Source organism: Paenibacillus sp. 1_12, from assembly GCF_900114475.1.
Taxonomy (GTDB): domain Bacteria; phylum Bacillota; class Bacilli; order Paenibacillales; family NBRC-103111; genus Paenibacillus_S.
Map to the genome: position 1 here is coordinate 432,864 of NZ_FOTE01000001.1, position 25,231 is coordinate 458,094.

Annotated in this window: 20 protein-coding genes; 6 read left to right on the forward strand and 14 right to left on the reverse strand. The window is 44.3% G+C overall.

The window, feature by feature from the left end:
• Positions 1–60: 60 nt before the first annotated feature.
• The 13 genes from BM210_RS01890 to BM210_RS01950 form a co-directional block, all read right to left on the reverse strand.
• Complete coding sequence (locus BM210_RS01890) at positions 61–1,044, reverse strand: YihY/virulence factor BrkB family protein (RefSeq protein ID WP_091163907.1); 984 nt, start codon at positions 1,042–1,044, stop codon at positions 61–63.
• A gap of 131 nt (positions 1,045–1,175) precedes the next feature.
• Positions 1,176–2,282: a sensor histidine kinase gene (locus BM210_RS01895; protein WP_091163909.1), complete on the reverse strand. Its 1,107-nt coding sequence runs from the start codon at positions 2,280–2,282 to the stop codon at positions 1,176–1,178.
• Positions 2,283–2,485: 203 nt separating this feature from the next.
• Entirely contained in the window at positions 2,486–4,870 is a 2,385-nt protein-coding gene (locus BM210_RS01900) for a heavy metal translocating P-type ATPase (protein ID WP_091163910.1), read from the reverse strand.
• 173 nt (positions 4,871–5,043) lie between these two features.
• Complete coding sequence (locus BM210_RS01905) at positions 5,044–6,261, reverse strand: MFS transporter (RefSeq protein ID WP_091163912.1); 1,218 nt, start codon at positions 6,259–6,261, stop codon at positions 5,044–5,046.
• Positions 6,258–6,866 (reverse strand): TetR/AcrR family transcriptional regulator, encoded by a 609-nt coding sequence (locus BM210_RS01910; protein ID WP_091163914.1) that lies wholly within the window; start codon positions 6,864–6,866, stop codon positions 6,258–6,260. The genes BM210_RS01905 and BM210_RS01910 overlap by 4 nt, the downstream gene beginning before the upstream one ends.
• A gap of 169 nt (positions 6,867–7,035) precedes the next feature.
• A complete protein-coding gene (locus tag BM210_RS01915; RefSeq protein WP_091163916.1) occupies positions 7,036–8,103 on the reverse strand; it encodes an HD-GYP domain-containing protein in 1,068 nt (355 codons plus the stop codon).
• Between the two features lie 234 nt (positions 8,104–8,337).
• Positions 8,338–8,775: a MarR family winged helix-turn-helix transcriptional regulator gene (locus tag BM210_RS01920; RefSeq protein ID WP_177237574.1), complete on the reverse strand. Its 438-nt coding sequence runs from the start codon at positions 8,773–8,775 to the stop codon at positions 8,338–8,340.
• Positions 8,776–8,866: 91 nt separating this feature from the next.
• On the reverse strand, positions 8,867–10,600 hold the full coding sequence (locus tag BM210_RS01925; protein WP_091163921.1) for a hypothetical protein: 1,734 nt from the start codon (positions 10,598–10,600) through the stop codon (positions 8,867–8,869).
• 63 nt (positions 10,601–10,663) lie between these two features.
• Positions 10,664–12,274, reverse strand: a complete 1,611-nt coding sequence (locus BM210_RS01930) for a DHA2 family efflux MFS transporter permease subunit (RefSeq protein ID WP_091163923.1) — start codon at positions 12,272–12,274, stop codon at positions 10,664–10,666.
• A 13-nt stretch (positions 12,275–12,287) separates the two neighbouring features.
• On the reverse strand, positions 12,288–13,610 hold the full coding sequence (locus BM210_RS01935; protein ID WP_091163925.1) for an efflux RND transporter periplasmic adaptor subunit: 1,323 nt from the start codon (positions 13,608–13,610) through the stop codon (positions 12,288–12,290).
• 17 nt (positions 13,611–13,627) lie between these two features.
• Positions 13,628–14,281, reverse strand: coding sequence for an HlyD family secretion protein (locus BM210_RS01940; RefSeq protein ID WP_091163927.1), 654 nt, complete (start codon positions 14,279–14,281; stop codon positions 13,628–13,630).
• 87 nt (positions 14,282–14,368) lie between these two features.
• Entirely contained in the window at positions 14,369–14,806 is a 438-nt protein-coding gene (locus BM210_RS01945; RefSeq protein WP_091163928.1) for a MarR family winged helix-turn-helix transcriptional regulator, read from the reverse strand.
• Between the two features lie 293 nt (positions 14,807–15,099).
• Positions 15,100–16,701, reverse strand: a complete 1,602-nt coding sequence (locus tag BM210_RS01950) for an MDR family MFS transporter (protein ID WP_371263413.1) — start codon at positions 16,699–16,701, stop codon at positions 15,100–15,102.
• Between the two features lie 532 nt (positions 16,702–17,233).
• On the opposite strand from BM210_RS01950, the gene BM210_RS01960 reads away from it, so the two are divergent.
• A complete protein-coding gene (locus BM210_RS01960; RefSeq protein ID WP_091163933.1) occupies positions 17,234–18,283 on the forward strand; it encodes a LacI family DNA-binding transcriptional regulator in 1,050 nt (349 codons plus the stop codon).
• A gap of 265 nt (positions 18,284–18,548) precedes the next feature.
• Positions 18,549–19,202: an AraC family transcriptional regulator gene (locus tag BM210_RS01965; protein WP_091163935.1), complete on the forward strand. Its 654-nt coding sequence runs from the start codon at positions 18,549–18,551 to the stop codon at positions 19,200–19,202.
• A gap of 54 nt (positions 19,203–19,256) precedes the next feature.
• On the opposite strand, the gene BM210_RS01970 is transcribed toward BM210_RS01965, so the two are convergent.
• Positions 19,257–20,162 carry an RraA family protein gene (locus BM210_RS01970; protein ID WP_091163937.1) on the reverse strand — a complete coding sequence of 302 codons (906 nt, stop codon included), beginning with the start codon at positions 20,160–20,162 and terminating at the stop codon, positions 19,257–19,259.
• Between the two features lie 500 nt (positions 20,163–20,662).
• On the opposite strand from BM210_RS01970, the gene BM210_RS01975 reads away from it, so the two are divergent.
• From BM210_RS01975 to BM210_RS01990, 4 genes are all read left to right on the forward strand, one after another.
• The gene (locus BM210_RS01975) at positions 20,663–21,619 is read left to right on the forward strand and encodes a carbohydrate ABC transporter permease (RefSeq protein WP_091163939.1); all 957 of its coding nucleotides are present in this window, start codon (positions 20,663–20,665) and stop codon (positions 21,617–21,619) included.
• Positions 21,616–22,452 (forward strand): carbohydrate ABC transporter permease, encoded by an 837-nt coding sequence (locus BM210_RS01980; protein WP_091163941.1) that lies wholly within the window; start codon positions 21,616–21,618, stop codon positions 22,450–22,452. Before BM210_RS01975 ends, BM210_RS01980 begins: the two co-directional genes overlap by 4 nt.
• 266 nt (positions 22,453–22,718) lie before the next feature.
• The gene (locus BM210_RS01985; protein ID WP_091163942.1) at positions 22,719–24,026 is read left to right on the forward strand and encodes an ABC transporter substrate-binding protein; all 1,308 of its coding nucleotides are present in this window, start codon (positions 22,719–22,721) and stop codon (positions 24,024–24,026) included.
• 114 nt (positions 24,027–24,140) lie between these two features.
• A complete protein-coding gene (locus BM210_RS01990; RefSeq protein WP_091163944.1) occupies positions 24,141–25,145 on the forward strand; it encodes a mannonate dehydratase in 1,005 nt (334 codons plus the stop codon).
• Positions 25,146–25,231: the final 86 nt, after the last annotated feature.

The following is a 25,231-nucleotide window of genomic DNA, read 5'->3' on the forward strand; positions in this document are numbered from 1 at the left end:
CAAAAAAACCATCACTTCCCCCATCTACAATTGGGTGTCTGCGATGATTTTTGCTTGATATCACTTTTTGTCTTTCTTGCCAAACAGCAAAGGAAATGCAAATTTCTTGGCACCGTCCTTTTTCTTTCCTTCCCGGTCGAAATGTAGGGTTGCATTGATCTCCCCGCCTAATATTATGAGAATACTCGATAAATACAACCATGTCAGCAGCACGATGATACCGCCGATACTTCCATAAGTTTTCGTATAATTACCAAAATTATTAACGTAAAACGAAAACAAGATCGAAGTAACTACCCAACCTATCGTAGCAAATAAAGCGCCCGGAATCACCTCACGAAAGCGAAGCCGTAGATTAGGCGTGTACTTATAGAGCAGCACAAACGCACAAACCATAGTAATCAGTGGTATCACATATTGGGCAATTCCCCACAGCACTTCAAAATTGCCTGGTATTTGCGCTATTTGATAAATATTCGCACCGATTACTTTACCAAATATGAGCAGAATCAGACTCAGAAAAATCAATACCGCCAAAATAATTGTGAAAATAAAGGAGATGCCTCTTGCCTTCCAAAAAGGTCGATTCTCTTCCACATCGTATGCCTTGTTTAGTGCTTTGATCACAGCATTGATACCGTTCGAGGCCGACCATAGAGTTGCCACAAGCCCGATAGAAAGAAGGGAACCATTGCGCGATTGCTGGAGCTCTGTAAATACATTCACAATGAGCTGATCGGAAAGCTGCGGCAGTACACTGCTAATATTTGTGATTGCATCACTCACGCTGATATCCGAGAAGCTAAGTACCGCAAACACGAAGATAAGGAACGGAAAGAATGAAAGAATTAAATAATAAGTCAGTTGGGCTCCCATAGCAGGAACGTCGTCATCTTCAAATCGGCCATACAAGCTTTGCGCAAAGCTCATAAACGAGAAATGTTTTTTCTTAACGCCGGGCCCTTCAGAGGATTGCGGTAATTTAGAATGCTGTGTCCATTCTACAGATGCTTGTTTTTTTGCAGGATCTACAGCTTTTGCCATACGACAGTTCCCCCAGTCTCAAATCAACTGATATCCTATACGGACACAGTGGTTGTTCTTCTTTCTTACCCTATTGGAGAGGAAAGTGACACAGCCTGAGTGAGAGAAATTCGGTTCTGGATACATGGGCATCATGAAGAAGCTTTACGAAAGGTTAGCTCAAAAACGGTCTCTTTTTCATTGCTGGTAAAGGTGATATCACCTTCATTATTAAGCATGATCTGTTTACATATAGCCAAGCCGAGACCCGTACCATTCTCTTTATGGGTCACAAACGGGTTGAAAATTGTGCTGTACAGCTCTTCAGGCACACTCGGTCCATTATTGGCTACTTGAATAATCGTGTTTGAGCTGTCCTCGACGACAGAGATGCTCATTTTTTTGTTGCTTTTCAATTCGGATACGGCGTCTATCCCGTTGTTTAATACATTGGACAGCACCTGCTGGATTCCCATTTTCTGAACATAAAGCATGGATCCCTGAGGGACGTTAAGGGTAAGGTCAACATTTTCGTTAATGAGCCTTGGATTCAGCAAGGATAAAATATGATCAAGCACCTGCCTGACAGAAATATGTACCATCTCTTCGTCCATAATCGGCTTTCTGGAAAAACTAAGAAATCCGGTTACCTGCATCAAAATTTGCTCACATTCATCTTCAATAAATCCAAGGTAGCTGTCAGCTCGTTCATAACTATTTTGGTTAATATTATAGCGCAGTAATTTCAAAAAACCTTTGATCGAGGTCATGGGATTACGAATTTCATGCGCCATGCTGGCCGCCATCTTGCCGAGCAACGAAATCCGGTCATCATGCTGCAGGGTGAGCGCTGACGAATTGTCCTGACCTAATTGTTGTTTTTTCCAATATTTTGTAAGAATCAAGGCTTCCATGTCATCAATTCTCGAACTCATCTGTTTGAAGAGTGCCAATGTCAGACTGTCCTCCCCAGCTTCTTGCAATGTATGCCGCCAAAGCAGCATCGCCCAAAGAATGAGCTCCAAGCCCTCCTCCTGCGTTTCAAGTATAAAAAAGCCATCCATCAAGCTATGCTGAAGCGAATGGGTATCGACAGCTATATGAAATTCTGTAATATAGTTGAACCCCGCCTCTCCAAGGCTCTGCAACATAGCTTCCTCATAGTGATCAGGAAAACGCTCTCTAAATAGCTTACACCAATAGGTAATATAAACAGGCTTCATGCTTCGAACACTAGTTAAGAAATTAGGATTATCCATAATTTAACCTTCCTGTTTATCAAGATGTAGAAATGGTATACGTGAAAAAACTGCCCGAGAGGACAGTTCTGCTTGTGTTTCGAAGAAATAAACAGGCCCTGATTAGTCCCCGTAAGTTATTGCTACACAGAAGATTTTATCACATTTTGGAAATAATAAGCTACAACTTTTAGCCCGATATCATCATAAATTATAAGAATTCCTTAGGCCCTGTTCAGTCGCAGCGCATTGCAAATAACGGTTACAGAGCTAAGTGCCATTGCTGTACAAGCCATCCATGGTGCAAGATAACCCATGATGGCAATCGGAATCGCCAGTACATTATATAACAGCGAAAAAGCCAGATTTTGACGGATGATCCTTATTGTTTTTTGGCTGATGACGATAGCGCGGACGAGCCCGCTTACATCATGCTTCAGAAGCACGATATCTGCAGCCGCTTTGGAAATATCGGTTCCTTTGGCGACTGCGATTCCGATATCCGCTGCACTCAAGGCAGGCGCATCATTCACCCCATCCCCAACCATTGCCACTTGATGGCCCTGCTCTCGCAAGCTTTTAACAAGATTTGCCTTATCCTCAGGCAGCATTCCCGCGTACACCTGACTAATTCCCGCTTGTTTGGCTGCATAATGAGCTGTCGATTCACGATCACCTGTCACCATTCTAATATCCAGCCCCATAGAAATCAGCTGCTTGATCGCTTTACGAGCAGTCGGTTTGACCGGATCGCTAAGTGCAAGAGCCCCAAGCCATCGCCCGTCGACTGCAGCAAATATGACCGTGAATCCATGCTGCTCCCATTGATCGACCAGACTGGCTTGCGGAAATACCCGACTTCCCTGATTGGCAATTCCCCCCTGCGGGAGGCCCACTATGCCTTCAGCAGCCAACCATTGACGCGTGCCTAACCATACTTCTCTGTCTTCCACCACAGCACGAATTCCACAACCTGGAATCGACTGAAAATGCTCGCACTGAGGAAGTGCTATCCCTCTTCGCAGTGCTTCTTCTACAACAGCCCTGCCTAATGGATGCTCGGAATGCTGCTCGGCTCCAGCGGCAATACGCAGCATGAACAGCTCATTAGCGGCAGATCTATCCTCGATATATAATTGAGCACCCCTACTGCGAGCTTGTTCGGCACGTTTCTCAAACTGCAAAGGCCGAGCAGAATCAAATCGTCTGAAAGAGTCTGCGGCCCATAAGTTCGTAACTCTGGGAGCCCCGCCAGTAATCGTCCCTGTTTTATCCAGCAAAATTACACGGGCCTGAGGCAAAATTTCCATCATTTTTCCTTCTTTGATCACAATTCCAGACTGTGTTGCCCTGCTGGAGCCTACCAGTATCGAGATGGGTGTCGCAAGTCCAAGCGCGCAAGGACAGGCAATCAGTAGAACAGATATCGCCTTCTCCAAAGCGCCGCCAAGCAGACCCGGCTCAAGAGCTAAGTACCATGTGATAAATGTCGCAGTCGCCAAGACTATAATGATCGGTACAAAAATTCCGGATATCGTGTCTGCCATTCTTTGAATAGGCGCTTTGGTGCTCTGCGCTTCCTCTACAAGTCTTATAATTCGTGCCAAAGTTGACTGCGTTCCTACCTCCGTCGTTCTAATCCTCAGCATACCGGTGCCATTTAACGTTCCAGCCGTAACCCGATTTCCGACAGCTTTGTCAACCGGCATGCTTTCCCCGGTAAGCATCGACTCATTGACGCTTGAGTATCCTTCTATAACTTGCCCATCTACTGGCAGAGCTTCGCCTGGGCGAACGACGACGATATCATGGACTGCAACCTGTGCTGCGGGAATCCGCTGTTCACATCCCTCTCTAATGACTGAGGCCATCTCCGGTCTGAGACGGTGAAGCTGGTGTAAGCCGCTTAGTGCTTGCCGCTTGGCCAATGCTTCAAGCCATTTGCCCAACCATACAATCGTAATGATCATCGCGCTGGCATCAAAATACAACGGGATATGTCCACCGGTCATAGGGCTTCCGTGGCTTTGCATAGATGCGCCTTGCATGGATATGCCATGAAACAACAAATAATGGCTGTATAGATAAGCAGCCGAGGTGCTTAACACAATTAATACATCCATGTTGACACTGCCGCTTTTTATAGAACGATAAGCGCCTGTATAGAAAGGTAATCCGAGAATGAATTGAATCGGAGTCACCAATGCCAGCTGAAACCACGGTAGAAGCAGCAGCTCTGGAACCCAGATGGAAGCAAACAGCTCATGATGAGCGGCCATTGCCCATAGAAAAGGAAGCGTAAGCAGCAGTGACATTGCAAACATCATCCCACTACTGATCCCGCTCCTACGATCAGCAGCTCCTGTGTTCCCGTCTAAACTACGTTCACGGGCTGTGAACCCCAACTGCTCAATTCTCGTTTCAATTCGATCTACGCTGATTCGATCAGGGACGATAACTACAGATGCGCGATTCAGAGCAACATTCACATGAATTTGTTCGATTCCATCCATTTTGGCCACTACTTTTTCAATCCTTGCTCCGCAAGCTGCGCAGGTCATTCCGGCAACATCCAGCGTCACATGCTGAAGATCATTGCGCTTGCCCATGGCTTCACCCCTTTCTCGACGAGATCCATGCCCGTACCGTTTCAATATATGGACTGGCCGCGTGGATCATGCCATGGGAATAACAAAAAATCCTTACCCGGAATCGAACAGGCAGTGACCTGCCCTGCCATTGCCGGGTAAGGATTTACAAATAATCACAGAAAAGATTCGTCTTACGACTTCTGCAAATCAACCGGAGTATCCGCATGCGTGATCTTACGTCCCCAAACGGAGGACAAGAAGAAGCTGATCACCAGTACAATCGCTCCGAATGCATAAGGCAGATTTAAATGAATCTCGTACAAGGTACCAGCCACAGCAGGTCCGAAGATGTTGCCCAAGCTCATGTATGCATTGTTCATTCCTGCTACATAACCCTGTTCCTCACCTGCCATTTTGGATAACAATGTATTGATTGCGGGACGCATAATGGAAGTTAAAGTGAAGAACAACATCGTCACGATGAGTACAAACCAGAAGTTTCCTGATAACAGCATGAGCACGAGACAGACCGCAGACAGCACAAACGTAATATTAATTAACATTTTCTCGCCGAACAGCTGTATCAATTTACCGATCAGCAGAGCTTGAACCAAAGCTCCGATTAAAGCGCCTATTGTAATCAGAATCGCTATATCCCTCACTGTGTAGCCATACTTGGCATCAACGAATAAAGGAAAAATGGCTTCAAAATTGGCCAAACCAAACGTCAACGCAAAAATTAACAGCAGCAATATAAAGTAAGGTGCTTTGAAAGAAAGAGCAAACTGCTTGAAAACACTTTCTCGCTTCACCTTCACCTGACGTGCAGCTAATTGCTTCTCTTTGGACAGTGCCTCCGGCAAGAACACCATGGAACCAATCAAGGCCAAGGCAGCAACACCGGCTGATACATAGAAGGGCGCTCTAATCCCAAATTCGGCCAGAAAGCCTCCAATACCAGGACCGATAACAAAGCCGAGCGACATCGCTGCCCCGAGAAGACCAAGACCCTTACCTCTCTTCTCTACGCTCGTTACATCCGCAATATATGCCATCATAGACGGAATCATTGCTGCTGCTCCGATACCACCGATAAGTCTGGACAAGTACAGCAGCCATATTTGATCAGCCATAGCAAATACCAGATTCGATATTGTAAACAATCCCATACCGGATACGATCATAATCTTACGTCCGTATTTATCCGACCATTCTCCAGCAATTGGGGAAAATATAAATTGAGTCAATCCGAAGGCCGCGATCATATACCCGGCAGCTTGCCCGCCCGCATTAAATGCCTTTAAGTATTCGGGTAGTACAGGAATAATGAGTCCGATCCCCAGCATCGCGATAAAAATATTGATCATTAAAAAAACAAGCGGCATGGTTTTATTTTCGATTGCATTCATGGTGAAATCTCCCTATCTTTTTTTCTAGTCTCAGGGCATAAGCCCGGTTGCATAAATTTCTTGAATATTTGTAAGATCTCCTCACTGCTAAGCGGAGCATGATTCTCTCCCCACTTATACAACAAAGCCGTATACAGCTCAGTAATTAGAAATGCAGTAAATTCCACATCACACTGCTCAATCGAGCCATTGTCCATCAGGTTATGAATGAGCTCTTGCAGCTGGTCAAAAGCAGTGCTCTCAATCCGTATGAGACCTTCCTTCACTTCAAAAGTTTGAAAGGCTTCGGCCTCCTGCTTCAGCTTGCAAAACAATGGATGCTGCTTTTGATAATTAACCACGTTACATATATAATGGTGCAGCGATTCAACATTCGTCCCATACGTATGCTGTGATTCCTCAGCAAACCGTGCAAACTGCTTGAGCTCATCATCAACAATACAGGTGAACACCTCTTCTTTGGTTTTGAATGAAAGATAAAAGGTGCCCTTTCCCATGTTAGCGTATTTCGCAATATGATCGAGCGTTGTAGCCTTATAGCCAAAGCTTTGGAAAGCCTCACGGGCGGCTCTAATAATTTGCTCACGTCTTCCGCTTCTATCCATACTTCTATCCTTTCTGATTCACACAAGGCGATCTGAATAATTGACCACATCGTTTTTTTGGTCACGACCTATTGTAACCAAACTCAGGCCTACTTGCAAACTTATATAGAAACTTCTAAAAAGCAAAAAAAGAGGCAGCCGTAGCTGCACTCCTGAATATCTGCTTATTTTATGACTTCTGTAGTGAAGGCAGAAGTCTCATTGATTCGGACTCCTCTTCTGCCGGTATCAGTCCATCCTCCATCAGTACCCTGATGAATGCTTTGGCTACAACAGGATCAAACTGTGTGCCGCTATGTCTACGGAGCTCCTCGGCTGCAGTTTCCATAGATAGCTTTTGGCGATAGGAACGATTGGTCGTCATTGCATCAAACGCGTCGCAGGCTGCCAAAATCCTTGCCCCAAACGGAATTTGATCACCCTTTAAACCATGCGGGTAACCATGTCCATCCATCCGCTCATGATGATGCCGTACCATATCTGTTGCACCCATATCCTGTAATTTTTTGATATCCTTAATAATTTGATAGCCATCCTCGGCATGTTTCTTCATCACATCGTACTCTTCTTCTGTCAAACGGCTTTCTTTTTGCAAAATAGACTCGGGCGTTCCAATTTTACCTATATCATGAATGAGTCCTGCCAGATGAACAGCTTGTATTTCCTGAGTGGATAAGCCCAGCTCGGCCGCAATTCTCTTGGCATAATTGGCGACATTGTTGGAATGAAAGGCTGTATAGGGATCACGAGCATCAATGCTTTTGGAAAATGACAAAATGGTATTCATAAACAGCTCTTCAAATTCCACTTTTTGCAAATAATTACGCTGGGATACTACCGTTACCCGACGGATGAGCATCGAGATCAGCAGCAGTGCGGCAGCACCGATTACCGGAATCCAGCCCACCTCGCTAAAATACAGCCAAATTCCCATGACAGCAGCTGCGAAAGTGGATACGAGAAATACATTGGCTACATACAAAGCAACAATGACCACAGGAACTGCATACAAGCCTAACAACAACGGAGAAGAGTGAAACATATGCAGCCAAATAGCAGCTCCTATAGAAAGCACCATCAATATCCAAAGTGAGACTGTCGTCTTTTTCCCAAGAGATACAGGACAAAAATGATCATTACCACTTAAGAACAGCTCACGGACGTCGGTATCTGCCCCATGCCCCTGGAGTCCCAGACTGTTCCTCGACAGCTTGTGCAGATCCATTTCATTTTTCAATAAGCTCGCCTCCTATCATTCCAATTACCCACACTATGTAGGAACATTGACCTATGTGAGTATTACCGTACACCTCATCCTTATACCTTGTCAATGCTCAATATTGTGAATAGTTAGCACTGAATGATAGGGCACTGTATAACCATAAAAAAGCTTCCAGCACCAGCAAAGTGGATTCGGAAGCTTTTCTCTAGAGACCTTCTTAGGCGACAAACCATTCGTATTACAATCCGGCTAAAACTTGTACGAGCCCTTTTTCTCCAATTGTGAATTCAGCAAGTCCAGAGAAGTCGAAATTTTATCCAGCTCGTCTGCTTCAAGATCGCTGAGCACAGTATGAAAAAATTGCTCATGATAAAATTCAACCTTGTTACGAATTTCATCCATTTTATCGGTCCTTTGAATCCAAATGACTCTGCGATCTGTCTTGTCCCGTACTCTTTGAATCCATTCATCTCGTTCCAAACGGTCAATGATACCGGAAACCGTGCTGTAGGAAAGCTGAACCGCTTCTGTGATTTGCCCAATGGTCTTCGGTTCTTTATAAATTTGACCGATAATTATACCCTGTGGCTTGGTCAGATTGAGCTCTTTCATAAAATTTTCAAGAGTTGCATTATATAAACGGGTCAGCGTATGAATAGATTTGGAAATATGAATAGCTTGATTCATAGACAAAGCCCCCATTCTGGCATCAAAGTAAATATTGTTCAAACTATATCATATTATTCGAATGTCGCCAAGAAGAGGGCCTGCTACTTTTTTATTGAGTCAAAGAAGACAACAAACGTTTCGCTTCGCCCGATGGCGTCGTTACCGTTTCATAGAATTTCACTTTAAGCGGTGCTTCCATCTGATCTGAACTTACATTATCAAAGTAAAGAATCTGATTACCGTTCATGATACGGTCCGGACCACTAAGCAATAAGGATTTGTAGGCGATGCGTTCACCAGCTGGATTCTCCAGCTCAATCAGCAGCTTGGGATTGCTCGCTTCCGTTACGACATTGTCCGTGGTGTTAATATCCATGACCGTTTTGAGTTTGTACGTATAATTATATGCTTTAGTAGAAGCATTCTGCGAAATAACCATCGATAAAGCCCATGAGTTCAATTTCAAATGATAAGGGTATAAATCCATTTCCGTATCGTTAGGCGCTGCTTTCTGCACACCTATATTCAATTGTCCAATCGTAGCCTTAAATCCAGAATCCCCTTGCGGTTCCTGCAGATTGAAGACAAACCGGTCTGATTCCTCGGTAGTCGGCATCGTGAAAGCATATGCTACTGACACTCCCATACCTGGCAGCACTTCTTTTAATGTGCTTGGTACCGGGTTTCCGGTGTAGGCTGTACCTGAACTATTCACAAGCTCGGTTCCGAGCGAAGGAATCGGCATCGGACTATCGCTGTAATTCGTGTATTTCAGATTGGCTACAACTGTTTTAAAGTTTTGACCCTCATTCTCAAACCAATCTGCATGGACCAATGAAACGGTCACCTTGGGATTCACAGCCTGACTGACGGCATCAATCGCAATCGGTGAGCCCATTTGATAATCAGGCAAGTTAACTGCATTCACATTATTCTCAGTAGGCAAATGGAATCCAATACGTCCGGTGTAATACGACTGAGGCGTCGTTTGACCCTGCTTCAGAAAGCTTTCAGGCGTTAACACATAGAAAGCCTCAGGCTTAATACCGGCATCTGTCGGAATCGTGTAATACAGATATTGGCTTTCGCCAGGATTCACGCTTATCGGTTTTTGCTCGACGCGTTGACCAACAAACGATTGTCCACTCGCTTTGCCGCTCAAAGTAAAATCAGGAACCGTTTCTGTGAAGCCTCCTGAATTATTTACTTTTAACTGGACGACATAGGTCGGCTTTTGCCCTGTATATTGCGTCGATAGGCTTACAGCAGAATAAGTAAGTGACGAGGTTATGTCTGGTAAAGTAAAAGACTGTCCCCAGTTCAGTAACGAAGCATCATTAATAACAGCATCGCTACCTTTCCAGACCAAGGATCCGATACCCGCGTCGGCAAGCACGGTCTCTTGTTTAGGGTATACATTCATATTCACATCTACCCACAATAAATCCGTTAGAGACAGCTCGTTCTTAGCGTCGATCTCTGTCATATAACTAAGCTCGACGTTGCTTTGCGGCGAAATCGATTTGACATTGGCTGCACTTGGCTGAAGCGTATAGGATGTACCGTCCGCAGCTTTGGCCCGCAGTTCGAAATCGGGAATACGTACGATAGCGCCCGAACGATTAGACAGCTTAATAACGGAGCCGATTCTCCAGCCGCCAGCGGTTTTTTCCAAGAGCACATTCTTCACCTGAGCTTGCGTCATATCGGTAATGGCATATGCTGGCGAATCGATCACTGTTGGCGCAGGTACTGCTGCGTCTGCGAAAGCAGGCGAGACAGCGAGCACGACCGACGAGGCAATCATCACCGTAGAAACGGCTTGTTTCCAAATTAATTTCATTGTAAATCCTCCCAAAATCTAATTTATGCAAGTGTTCAATATGTCGACTTTTCAAACAGCCTTTTAAGCTTTCAATACGCCATCCTTGGCCAAATTGGGTGCAGCAGTCGGCTTGGGCTCAGGTGCAGGAGCTGCTTTTTTCTTAGCTCTTAGAAAGAAGACGACCGGTATGCACAAGAATGCAGGAATCGCGGATATATAGAAAGTGTCGGCTATACCTCGAATCAAGGCTTCTTTCTGCATCATCCCTGCAAGGTTCATCGCTGCAACCCCACTCGCAGTAGTCGTATCTACACCCCATTGGTAAATAGCACCTGTCATTGCTGAGAGCACATTGCTCGCAGCCAACGAATCGACTGGGACGCTTTCGGAAATATGCTGGTAGTGAATGAGTTGACGATTGCTCATGATGGAAGTAAACAATGCAATTCCCATCGAACCAGCAACCTGCCGTACTACATTGGATAAAGGGGACGCATTCCCAACTTTATCGTTTGGAATGGACATCATACCCGCAGTCGTTAATGGCATCATAACAAGACCAATACCAATAGCACGAATCGTCAAAATCACATTAAGCCAATGGTTAGGCGTATCAGCCGTCAGCATGTGAAGCTCCATCGTGGTAAAACCAAGCGTTGCCAGCCCGATGATTCCGACGGGGATAATGCCGAACTTTTCTGTAAGTTTACCGCTGATCGGCATCATAAAGGCCATCGCAATGGACTGAGGCATCATAAGAAGCCCTGTCTCCATCGCACTCATGGATTGTATATTTTGCAAGTAAAGCGGAGTAAGAAAGGTTCCCCCCAGCATTCCCATCATAACGAGACTACCGGCAATGGTACTCATCGTAAATTGCGGATTTTTAAATATTTTCAGATCCAATAATGGATTTTTACTGCCAAGCTCTACCCAAATCAATAGCATTAGACTGAAAAAAGAGACGAATAGCAAACTAACAATAAATAGCGATGTCCAGCCTTCCGACTGCCCTTTGGATAAAGCGAGCAGCAGGGTACCAAAAAATAGAATAGAAAGTACAGCGCCAGCCAAATCAAATTTCACATCTAATTTTCTTATTGAATCCTTAAGCAAAATTTTGCCCATAATAAAGGCGAATAGGCCGATTGGAATATTAACAAAGAACAACCAACGCCAGCTGTAATATTGAATCATATAACCACCGACAGTCGGTCCAAGCGCGGGCGCTACCATTGCAGCAACGCCCCATAATCCGATGGCTGTTCCCACCTTTTCACGTGGAAATGTCGTGTAGATAATCGACATGCCGACCGGCATAATAAAGCCTCCGGCAAGTCCTTGAATAATCCGAAACATGATCAGAGTGGAGTCACTCCAAGCAATTCCACACAAGACGGAGCCAATGGTAAATCCAAGCACCGAGTAAATAAATACATTTTTGTTGCCGAACCTTGCTCCCAGAAACCCGCTCATGGGAATAACTACAGCTGATGCCAGCATATAGCCGGTAATAACCCATTGAACTGTAGGAACGTCAGAACCAAACACGGCAACGAATTTCAGCAGTGCCACATTCATCAGGCTGCTGTTCAGAACGGACACGAAGGTACCCATCACAATGGCGAAGAGGCCAAGCCACATGCTGCCGTTTTTCTCGGACTCAGATGGTAATGTCGAAGCGTCTGCCATAATTCTGCACCACCTATTCCACTTTCAATTTAGCGCCATCAACGATGCTGTCGTTAGGGCTCACAGCGATTTGCTGCTGGGCTTGCAGATTAGCATTCGCTTCTATATAGACCCAATCCTGATTTTTTTCTGTTGTCTTGACTTCGATCCTGTGAGCTGTACCGTTGTCTATTCTGATGACATATTCTTTGCCATCCTTCTTGATGATGGATGATTTAGGGGCCTCAAGGCGAGTTTTACCTGCATCCTTCAAATGCACCTCGGCAACAGTTCCAGCAAACAGCAGTCCATCCTTGTTGTCTACCGTTACTTTAACCGGGAACGTATTGCTATTGGCGTTCGATACAGGACTCACAAAGGAAATGGTACCTGGGAATGTTTTGTTCGGTACATTAGCTGCCTTCACTTCGACTGCTGTGCCTGCTTTAACAGAACCAATCTGCGTATCTGTCACACTGAGCTCTACTTGAACCTGATTCATATCCACAACGGAGAACAGTGCAACACCCGGCTGTGCCATCTCTCCAGGCTGTATGCTGCGCTTGATAACAATACCATCCGTTGGGGAAGTAATCGTTGCATTATTAACTGAATTGCTCGCTAACTGGACGACCGCGTTCAAGCGATCCAGATCTGCTTGCAGCGCCTTAATCGTGTTATCCGTAGCTCCTGCCTGTGTCAGCTCGAGCTTCGCTTTTGCGGCATCTACCTGTGCCGCTGCGGCTTGGCTTGCAGCCTGCGCTTGCTCATAGCCCGTTCTGGCCTTCTCGTATTCAAGCTTTCCACGATCCACATCCTCTTTTGTTACAGCAGAGGAGCTATCAAATTGGTTGCGAAGTCTGTTGTATGTGTTGGTTGCCAGTTCAAAACCTGCTTTTGCTTGCTCAACGGCTGCCGCTGATTGTCCCTGCGCCGCCTCAGCCGCGCGAACAGCACTTTGCGCTGCCTTCAGCTCTTGCGAACGTGCACCAGACTGCGTATCCGCCAGCTTCGCATTGGAAGCTACAACTCCGGATTCAGCTTGCTTCAGCTGTTGAACGAGATCATCAGTCTCAAGCTGTACGAGCACATCGCCTTTCTTCACTGCAGCTCCTTCATTAACATTGACACTGGATACCTTGCCGGATATTTTGCTGACAATTTTCACTTCTTGATCCGGATTAATTTTACCGCTCCAGCCGGTATCTGTAAGCTGACCCAGCTTCATTACTTTTACTGGCGCTTCTGCAGCTGCACCATTTACTTGGCTCGCTGTAGAAGAACCACAACCCGACAATGCGCTCACCAGTGCAAGCGACAATACCGCCGGAACCCAAATTTGCTGCCTTGTTTTCATCGTTTTGCTCCCCTTTATCAGTTAACCTTAATCTTGATCACAGTACTTAATCCCGGTGATAGCTCAACACCTTGTTGATCGTCGATTGATATTTTAATTGGAACCCGTTGTGTCACTTTTGTAAAATTACCGCTTGTATTCGACGCAGGCAGCAGCGAGAAGGTTGATGCTGTTGCTTTACTGATCTCTTTCACTTTTCCTGTCAAGGTTGTGCCTTTGAAGGTATCTACCTTGATTTCTACGGTTTGACCTTCTTTAATACGATGAATTTCCGTTTCCTCGATGTTGGCTGATACATACAGCTCTTTTTGATTGACGACCATCGCAACAGTTTGGCCTGGAGAAGCAATCTCACCTGGCTTAATCAAAGATTTAATAATCGTACCTTCGATTGGCGATCTCAAGGTAGCTTGCTCCAAATTGCTAATACTCAGGTTGTTGCTGTCCTGCTGACCAACAATCTGATCGGCTAGTACATGATCTCCTTCATTCACCTGCATCGAAAGAACTTTTCCTGTAACTCGCGGCATTACCTTATAAATATCGCCAGCAAGTCTGGAATCCTCAGATGATACATAGTTCTGACCCTGATACCAGAACATACCGCCAATGCCACCTCCGGCGATGACCAGTACCGTCAAAATAACAATTAACACCGATTTTCGCTTCATGTTTCTCCTCAATCCTCTTTCCATCTCTAAAATTTCTGTATTCATTATTTATTTCGAACACGAAATAAATAAGCGTAAAAAACAATCTTACACATTTTCTTCTCCAAGATTGCGCAGCAGATTCGTGTACAGCTTATCCAAAATCTGAAGCTCCTCTGCAGATATTCCTTGCAGCATTTTTTCAACAAGCTGGTTTTTCAATTCATTACTTGCTACACAGGCTTCCAGCCCTTGTGGACTAATTTCCAAATACACGCTGCGGCGATCACCTTCGTCCCGATATCTGAGAATTAAACCTTTCTCCTCTAGCTTATCGCATAATAATGTAAGTCCCCCTGGTGTCATACATAATCGTTCAGCAAGATCGGATACTCTTTGAATGCCTTCTTTGTGAAGCATATGAAGCATGTTAGCCTGAGGCAAACTCAAATTCATCGGACTGACCGCATTCCACTCGGATATGAATTTTTTATGAACCTGCCGATGCAGACGTTCGATCTTCTCCATATTAAAATGATCAATCAAGGACGTTCACTCCTTATTACAAACAAAATCATTTCCCCTTTAACATTTTCATCACTTAATCATTCCATTGAAAATATTTAGTACACGAAATAATATATCAGAAAAACGACTAATATAAAAACTCCAAAATAAGCCAATTAATCGCGTTTAACTCAATGTATCTAGCCCAGCATCCGCTTATCTCTGCCGCATGAAGCCACACGATATCGTGTGGCTTCAAAACCTCGTACTCAGCTCCGTTTAATCCTTGTTCATTGTAAAGAATGCCTTACTCATTTCAACCCTCATTTGAGCTATTGCATGGCTTCTTGCGGCTCCTCACTATTTCGTGTTCCTTTGCGATCCGACAACTGCACCTTGCCTACAAACAGGCTTAGAATGGCACCGAGAATGACGAACACAAGACCGAACATAAACACTGTATGCAAGGAATCAACCAGTGCTGTTTTTAAAATTGGTACAATCTGAGCCGTTAATGCCTGCGGCATTTGGCTAAGCGCCTCCGGATTGAGCAGTACCGAGTACAGCGATTGCGGGTCCGTACTGATTTTGGCAATCATGTCGCTTATGAATGTGCTGCCTTCCTGTGGAATTTGCTTGAGCACAGGAACCAGATTAAGCGTCAGCTGGTTGCTGGAATGATGGTTCATTATCGCTCCAAGTATAGTCATCCCAAAGGTGCCTCCAATTTGCCGAAAAAATTGACTTGAGGAGGTGACCACACCAAGCTTTGATTTTGGAAAGCTTTCCTGCAAAGCCAACGTAAGCAGCGGCATCACCAAGCCCATGCCAAGCCCTATAACCATCATAAAACTGGAGGCCGTCAGCTTCGAGGTTGTCATACTAAGAGTAGTCAGCAATATAAATCCGATGGCCATAATGACCATACCGATACCCATCTGTGTACGCACACCAATCTTTTGGACGAGCTGACCGCCAAGGACGCTTGCCGCGATCATTGTAATCATCATCGGCGTCATAACGGTACCGGACGCCGCCGGGCTGATCCCGACTATGCCCTGCATGAATAACGGCACAAACATGATCGCTCCGAACATGCCGACACTCATCAGGAAGCCGACTCCATTTATGATCGTGAACGTTTTATTTCGGAACAACGAAACTGGCAGTATGGCTTCCTTCGCTTTTGATTCGATAAAGACAAAACTAACCAATGAAACGACGGCTAGGACGATCAGTCCAATCACCTGCCAGGATACCCAGGCGAAATTTTTCCCGCCGAACGTTAAAGCGAGCAGCAAGCTTACAACACCAACAATCATCGTTGTCATACCGGCAATATCGAATTGCACCTTGTCTTTCTTTTGGAACTTCGGAAGTGCAATAGAAATCAATACAATAGCCAATATACCAACAGGTAAATTAATATAAAACACCCAACGCCAGCTGGCAGCATCGACGATCCATCCACCGACCTGTGGACCAATAATGGAAGAAAGCCCGAACAAGGCACCGAATACACCCTGCCATTTGGCTCTCTGCTTGCCTGTGAAGATATCTCCGATTATAATCATGGCCATCGGCATCATAATCCCGCCACCGATACCCTGCAAGCCGCGGAATAAAATAAGCTCCGTCATATTTTGCGACAATCCGCACAGTGCGGAGGCTATGATAAAAATACTCAAACCTGTTACATAAACAACTCTGCGTCCTAACAAGTCTGCCAGCTTTCCGGCAATCGGTACGATAACCGTAGAAGTAAGCATATATGCTGTCGTCAACCAGGTCATCAAACCTAGTCCACCCAGATCACCAACAATTCTTGGCATCGCTGTTCCGACAATCGTTCCATCCAACGCACCAAACAGCATGGCAATGATTAACCCCGCTACGAGCAATCCTTTCCGCTTGTTTGGATCATGGGCTTCCAATGAGGAATCTTTATCAAAAGAAGGCTTTTCTTCATTTAATGGACTAATCACTTTTTCCATGCTATCACCTCTCTATCATAAGTTTAATATTACACTGGGTAATATTTAAATTGTTTAAATATATAATAATGAAAACTTATCTCCTTTGCAAGAAGTTTTTTATTTCCACATGCTGCGTACTGCGCTATAAAATTTGTTTCTATATAAGCACTGCGATAAAAGATCCTTCTTCCCATCTCAGCAAAGGCGAACACTTCGTTTCTCCAGCAGGGTCCGCTCATTATCCTTGTATATAAATTACCCATAATGAAAAGAATTCTATCCAGCCTGAGAACAGCAATTACAAATATAATTTGTAATAACGTATGAATCACTGGAGCTGCTATTGGTTTCCCATGAATCATCACTGGATTATTCTGAATATCCGCACGTACTTTACAGAACTGACCATCGGTTTGCAAATAATAGGAGTTGATATTAGGTTTACAAGTATGTAAAAATTATATAAAAACCTATCATCGGAGTGAGCAACATGTCTCGAGTCAAAAAGGTCACTATGCAGGAGATCGCCGATAAATTAGGCGTATCCAAGTTCGCAGTGTCCAAGGCTTTATCAGGCAAATCAGGTATAAGTACAGCAACGCGGGAGAAAATACATAAGGTCGCTTCCGAATTCGGTTATAACAACCAAAAAAAAAGTCGCGATGCTAAGCAGCATCCTCCCGTAGATCCCGATCACAAAATAGTTGGTATTCTAATTCCTAACATCAGAAGTCAGAATAAGGAATCGGCTTATTGGGGTAAAATTTTGGAAGGTATCTCAATTAATTTGGAAAAAAGAGGAATTGGGACGATTATCATCACCGATGATTCTCCTCAAAATTTTAACCTTGTTATTAAACCCGAGGGATTAATGGGTGTTATCAGTGTAGGCCTTATTGCTCCTGAAATGCTGCTGGAATTAAGAAATTTATCCATTCCGTTCGTCCTGGTCGATCATGAGGATGATTTGCTCGCATCCGATAGCGTTTTTATGAATAGCTTTGATAGTTTGCGTAGGCTTACTAATTATTTATTTGACACAGGCCATACTCACATTCATTTCGTTGGGGATATCCATTACTCGAGAAGCTTTTTTGACCGGTGGTGCGGTTTTAAATCCGTTATGGATGAAAAAATAAAATCCTATTCGTACAACAGCAGCCTCCTGCAGATTAAACCGACAGTAGATGCAGATAATTACAATCGCCTTACAGCCGAGCTTGAGCTCTTATCCGAAAACTCCTTCCCAACCGCATTTGTATGCGCTAACGATCAAATTGCCCTGCATGTACTGAATGTCCTGAAAGAGCTTGCAGTCCAAGTGCCTGATGACTGTTCTATAACCGGCTTTGATAACAATGAAGACATCATTAAAAGATTCCCCGAGCTGACAACGATGATAGCAGAGGAAGCAGCGCTTGGAACGAAGGCTGTTGATTTATTGCTCTGGAGAATTGATAACCCAAGCATGCCGTATGAAAAAGTTTTGCTGCAAAGTCAGTTCATTGTCAGAGGCAGCACACAAACTTTTCAAAAATAAGCGTTACACACAATAACCTAACAAATAAATTTGTTAGGTTATTGTCGCATTATTTACACTAAAATTTGAAATTAACTCATTATATTTTCAAATATGCAATAAATTAGGTTGATATTCCTCCATTTTCATTGTACTATTATCATAAATTGGTAATGTAACCGATATCATTTTACTTTCGGATGCATCATTTAACTAACAAAATAACAAGTTACCTAACAAAAAAATGAAGACCTTATCCGGTAAACCATAGTTAGGAGTGAGGGGCATGTGTGAATATTCATACGTGAAGGAGAAAGAACTTTATGACACTTTCAAATCAGCCGTAGATTCCACTGAAGTCCAGCACGTTATTGACGGATTTTACGAATTTCTCGTTCAAAACGGATCCAGTGAAATGCTGGTCTTGTACGAAACTACCGTTCGCTTGCTTGTGGGCATAGAGAAAAGGGTATTGGCCGAGTTCGGGAAGGATACTACCTGTAACCAATTCGAAGTCATCTCGGTCGTTACCAAAAGAAATCTGGAGGAAGTTAAAGCATACGTGCTTGAATGCTTCTTGGAATTACGGGGCATTATCATGCGAAAGTTTAATGATAACCATACCAGTATTATTATGAAAACGATCCAGAACATGGAGAATGAATTCCAGCATGCCACGCTTGACAGCCTTGCCCAGAAAGTTTACATGACACCCTCCTACCTCAGCTTGCTATTCAAAACGAATACAGGCAAAACCTTCATCGAGCAATTGACCGACATTCGTATCGACAAAGCCAAACACCTGCTAAAAAACACACATCTCAAAAATTATGAAGTTGCAGAATCGATAGGCTATCAAGACTCCCGCTACTTCAGTCAAATATTCAAAAAAAAGGTTGGTTGTTCACCAAGCGATTATCGCGAATCAGCGATTCACTAAACTATGGGGCAATAGGCGGGTTCACCTATTTTGCCCCTTTTTGCTATGTTGCTTTTACAATCGAACCTGACTCGAATTTCCTTGTGACTCTGCTCTATTGGCATCCTCCAGCTCCTGATCCCAGCTCAGATGACGGTAATCAGCCGACGACTCCGAACTGTCCAGCCATGCTATAAAGTCACTCCAGATCGAAACGGTCCAAGGCGAATCGATTTGAGCTGTTGTATAGATGTCTTCCCGCAATCGAACGAAGCCAAAAATATCGCGTACCTGCGACTTTTCCGCCTGAACGACCGTAAGCTCTGCCAAGTGAGGCGGAATGAACAGGACACCTGACGGTGTTCCCAACACGACATCACCCGGAAGACAGATCGCTTTACCGATCCGACAAGGTGTGTTGATGCCTACCATCGTGACGTCAGCAATTGCTGTCGGATCACTGCCTCGATAAAACACGTTAATGCCTTCAATTTCAACAATTTGTTGATTATCACGGATACCGCCCCAAATGACAGCTCCTCCCCGCTTCGTTTTGGAAGCTATTGCTGTAGACAGGTTCCCACCCACAAAAGTCCCTTGGTGGACTTTATCAAACAAATCAACAACAACAATATCGTCCTCCTGCAGCGTGTCAATGACCCATTGATTGAAAAAGCCCTTTCTATTCTCGTGCTGATGACCATAATTCAGAAGAGTCTCATGAAGATCAGGACGTTTGGGAACCAATACCGAGGTCACCGCACGGCCTACCATGACTTGATTAGGATGAACCATTTTTAGATCGCCTTCAAATTGAAACGTATAGCCGTGATTCCAAAGCGTGCCCCAAGCTTCCTCTAGAGTAATTTTCGCCATTCGACGCAATACATCATCCGCTACGCGGGGACGGCCGTTTGGAAATCTCTCGCCCTGCCAAAGCGGCGTTAGCTGAACAATATCTTCGGGGTTATCATAGTTCAAGTGGAACCCTTCTTTCCCATCGATTCTATTTTCACCTCTTATGTTAAGCGAATTTATCGATTTGTCGATGCGGTTTTTTTACGCATTTTTCGATTTGCCTCTATAAATTTGTCATCCAATTGGCAAACTCTTATCATATTCCCCCCAACAGCCGATGATATTCCCCTATATAGAATGACTTACGCTCTGTATATTGGAATAGAAAGGAGACTTCTCATCCAAACACGCTTTATTCGCACAAGCATTTCTCCACTCTATCACACTTCTTGAATGCGTTTACATAACTTCCGCTTTTAATGACTCCTGATTCGAAATTACGACCTCAAACTACCGCATTGATGGTTTTACATCATGTGTATTTCCCCCTGCAGCAAGCTAAATTCACCCTGATAAGACTGGTTAAAAAATCAAACAATATCATAAAATCCTCACCTGTGCATGTTAAATTCGCTTTGCTACACTGTGAAAGTACAAGAATCATAGGATAAGGAAGTGGCTCAATGGGGGTAAAGGAAATCTCAAGCGTGAACACGATAGCAGAAACTCCAGTTCGCAAAAGTAAAAAGAACCTATTCAGCAACCAATTGGAAGGGTATATATTCATCTCACCTTGGCTGCTTGGGTTTTTACTTCTAACCGTTTGGCCGATAGGACGTTCCTTTTATTTGTCGTTTACGGAGTATTCACTTCTTGAGGAGCCTGTATGGGCGGGACTCGACAACTACACGGAAATCTTTTTAAAAGACAATCTGTTTACCAAGTCGCTCGGTGTCACATTTACATTTGTACTATTTTCGCTTCCTCTTAAGTTATTTTTTTCATTAATGGTAGCGCTCCTTATTAACAAGAGTCTTAAAGGAATGAATGCTTACCGTACCGCAATCTACTTCCCTTCCCTTATCGGAAGCAGTGTCGCAGTCTCCATCCTCTGGCGCAATCTGTTCGGTCTGGACGGCTATGTCAATCAAGTCCTATCGTGGTTTGGTGTTCAAGGCAAAGCCTGGATCGCCAATCCCGACACTTCGCTCGGCACGCTCATTTTACTCAATGTATGGCAATTCGGCTCCACGATGGTCATCTTTCTGGCAGGCTTACGGCAAATACCGAAGGATTTGTATGAATCAGCCTCCGTCGATGGAGCAGGCAAGGTTCGCCAATTCTTTCACATTACTTTACCCATGCTATCCCCGGTTATGTTTTTCAATCTCATCCTTGGCATCATCGGCTCCTTTCAAACGTTTACTTCTGCATTCATCATTACAACTGGCGGACCCGCAAACTCAACGTACATGTATGCTTTTTATCTTTATGAAAAGGCTTTCAAACATTATCAAATGGGATATGCTTCGGCGCTTGCCTGGATCCTGCTCGTTATTATTGCGATTATGACCGGCTTAAACTTTCTGGCATCTAAATATTGGGTATTTTATGAGTCGGAAGGCGGGAAAAACAAATGAACAAAGCTACTAGCTTCAACACGTTTCGAAGCCATTTGATCCTAATCCTATTTTCACTGATCATGATTTATCCCATTTTTTGGTGGTTGGGCGCTTCACTCAAAACAGTTACAGATATGAAATCCTCATCGATCTGGCCGACAACGTTTATGTGGGAAAATTACACCAAAGGCTGGGTATTTTCGCCCAAATACAGCTTTACTACATTTTATCTCAACACATTAATGATGGAATTCTGGAATGTGCTCGGTGCCGTCTTAAGCAGCGCAGTCGTCGCCTTTGGTTTTGCCAGACTCAATTTCAAGCTTCGTTCCTTCTGGTTCTCAATTTTACTGCTTACCTTAATGCTTCCCGGACAAGTTACCATCGTGCCCCAATATATCATGTTTAACAATTGGGGGTTGGTCAACAGCTATATCCCGCTAATTCTCCCGCACTTTTTGGGAGGCGGCGCCTTCTTCGTATTTCTAGTCGTTCAATTTATAAGAGGAATTCCAAGAGAGCTTGATGAGGCAGCCAAGATTGATGGGGCTTCTGTATACAAAACATTTTCACATGTCATTTTCCCATTAATCAAGCCTGCATTAGTTTCTGTAGCGATCTTTACCTTCATATGGAGCTGGGATGATTTTTTTGCACAGGTTTTATATTTAAGCTCGGTTGAAAAATTTACAGTCGGCTTGGCGCTTCGTATGTTTATCGATCAGTTTGAAATCCAATGGGGTCAGCTTCTGGCTATGTCCCTCCTGTCGATCATTCCATCCGTCATTTTGTTTATCACCGCACAAAAGCATTTTGTGGAAGGTATTGCAACAACCGGCATTAAAGGATAGGAGCCATTAGGTTTATGTTGATTTATCCGGCATGTAGGCCGCATCCGGATGTCAGAATGGAAACTGTAAGTTTCAAGATGAGCTCCAATATAACGTGAACGATTTTCAACATGATGATGTAAGAAACTGCAGGTTCATCGGCCTCACGGAGGTATAGATCCATTCATGAGCTAGCCATGCTTTGGAGTCGTACGCTGCGCTGTGAAGGCAGATCAACTAACTGATGGAACTTGTAAAACTATATGATTAAGGGAGTGTTATCTTAAATGAAATCAAATAAAAAGAAAAATATGATTCTAGCAGTGCTTGCCTTCTCATTGATCCTGACCGCTTGCTCCAAAACCGTTGAAACGACTGGGACTCCAGCTAAAGATGCACCTGCTGCTGCCAAGGCTGCTGACCTGAAGATTATGTGGTGGGGACCGGATGACCGCCATCAAGCGACTCTGAAAGCTCTCGAAATGTACTCAGCCAAAAATCAAAATATCAAATTCACTTCCGAATATATGGCATTTGATGCTTTTTGGACAAAGCTGCCTACGCTCGCTGCCTCCAATTCCATGACCGACATTTTGCAAATGGACGGAGCCTATATTAACGAATATGCGAAAAAAGGTTTGCTCATGGATTTGTCCGATATGGATCTGAAAGGACTAGTCGATCCGAGAATTGTCAACAACGTCAAGATTGACGGCAAATTATACGGAATTCCTCTCAGTCATAATGGCGCAGGAGTTGCCTTCAATAAAGCCGAGCTGGAAGCTGCTGGTGTGAAACTTCCGCACAAGGATTGGACATGGGATGAATACTTCACTTATATGAAGGAAGCTCATGATAAGCTGCCTAAGGGTAAATATCCGTTTACTGATAACACAAGCGTATGGGATTGGTATCAATTCTACCAAACGTCCAATGGCAAAGGACCGATCATGCAGGACGGAACCAAATTTAATTTAGATAAAGATCTCTGGTTTAAATTTCAAAAAATGCATGAGCAATGGCGTGCTGACGGAACGATTCCATCCGCAGAAGCAACCACTGCTTTTAAAGAAAATGATCCCAAAGCCGATGCTATGGTATCCGGTGTAATGGCAAGAGGCGTAACGGTCGGTTCTGTCGGAGTCATGGAGACACTAAACCCTGGCAAGATTTCAGTAGTCAACAATCCTATAGGGCCAGCTGGAGGCGGTTGGGCACAAGCTACAATCTTCTTTAGTTTAAGCAAAAATACGAAATATGCGGCTGAAGGCAAAAAATTTATTCAATGGTTTATTTCCGACCAAGAAGTCGGTAAAACACTCGGATTGACTCGTGGCGTTCCGATCAACGATGCGATTTACAAAACATTGGAGCCCAACTTAAGTAAAAAAGACTTGATGGGTAAAGAATTGTTAGGCAATGCACTGGATAAAGCACTTCCGTTCTATCCGGCTCCTCAAGGCTGGTCTGATTTTACAAGCTTGTACAAATCGGAAATGGAAACCGTTATGTTCAAAAAACAAACCATCGAACAGGCTTATGACAAAATCGTGGCCAAAGGCAAAGAAACCGAAACGAAGCTGAACAAAAAGTAAATCGTCTGGATCATGAACTAACCGTCCTGATTCTTACTTAAGAACAGGACGGTATATTCCGTAGGACAGTACCAACCATGTACAGGTTGTCAATATGAGGAGGTCGGTCTTTTCATGCTTCAGTTAGCAGAATTTTTCCCCGGATATCCAAGCAGGCTTTGGCATCTTGCCAAGCAAATGGGCGTTAACTATGCCGTCGGTCCTTTACCCAAGGAAGATCACGGAATGAAACCATGGGATTATATGAATTTGGTACAAATGAAACAGAGATTCAGTGATTTTGGGCTCGATCTTCAAGTGATTGAATCGGCGCCCGAGACAAACCGTATTAAGCTTGGCTTGCCTGGCCGAGATGAAGAGATCGATGTGATGTGCCAGTTCATTACGAATATGGGGGCTGCAGGCATTTCCGTGCTCTGTTATAATTTTATGGCTCAATTCAATTGGTTCCGTACCTCGACTACGATCCGTACCCGTGGCGGAGCGCTCGTCTCCGGTTATGATCATTCCTTAATGGCTAATGCACCGTTAACTGAAGCCGGTCATGTCAGCGAGGATCAATTGTGGGATAATTTGAAATACTATTTGGAGCGAATTGTGCCTGTCGCGGAAAATGCAAAGGTAAGGCTGGCTCTGCATCCCGATGACCCGCCAATCTCGCCGATACGCGGTGTATGCCGTATTCTGCGAAGCTCGGATGCGCTGCAGCAAGCCATAGATCTGGTGCCAAGTGAATATAGCGGTATTACGTTATGCCAGGGGACTTTAGCGACAGCTGGTGAAAATATACCGACTGTGATTCGCAAGTTTGCTGCACAGGATAAAATTTTCTTCGTTCATTTCCGTGATGTTCGCGGAACGCCCGAGAAATTCGAGGAAACGTTTCATGATGACGGCAAAACCGATATGCTGGAGGCTATGAAAACGTATTATGAGGTTGGTTTTCAAGGGCCGGCAAGACCTGATCACGTACCGACAATGGAGGGCGAGAATAATGACAATCCTGGCTATGAATTGCTGGGTCGCCTGTACGGAGTTGGCTATATCAGAGGATTAATGGAGGCTGCAGCTGCAGCAGAACGTGAAAGACGAATTCAGCTTGCCGAGTTAAAAGTATAATTTAACGCATTATCATTACAAAAAAGACAGGATTCAGATAGCGCATGACGGCTTTTGCCGATTGTTCGCTTTCTGAATCCTGTCTT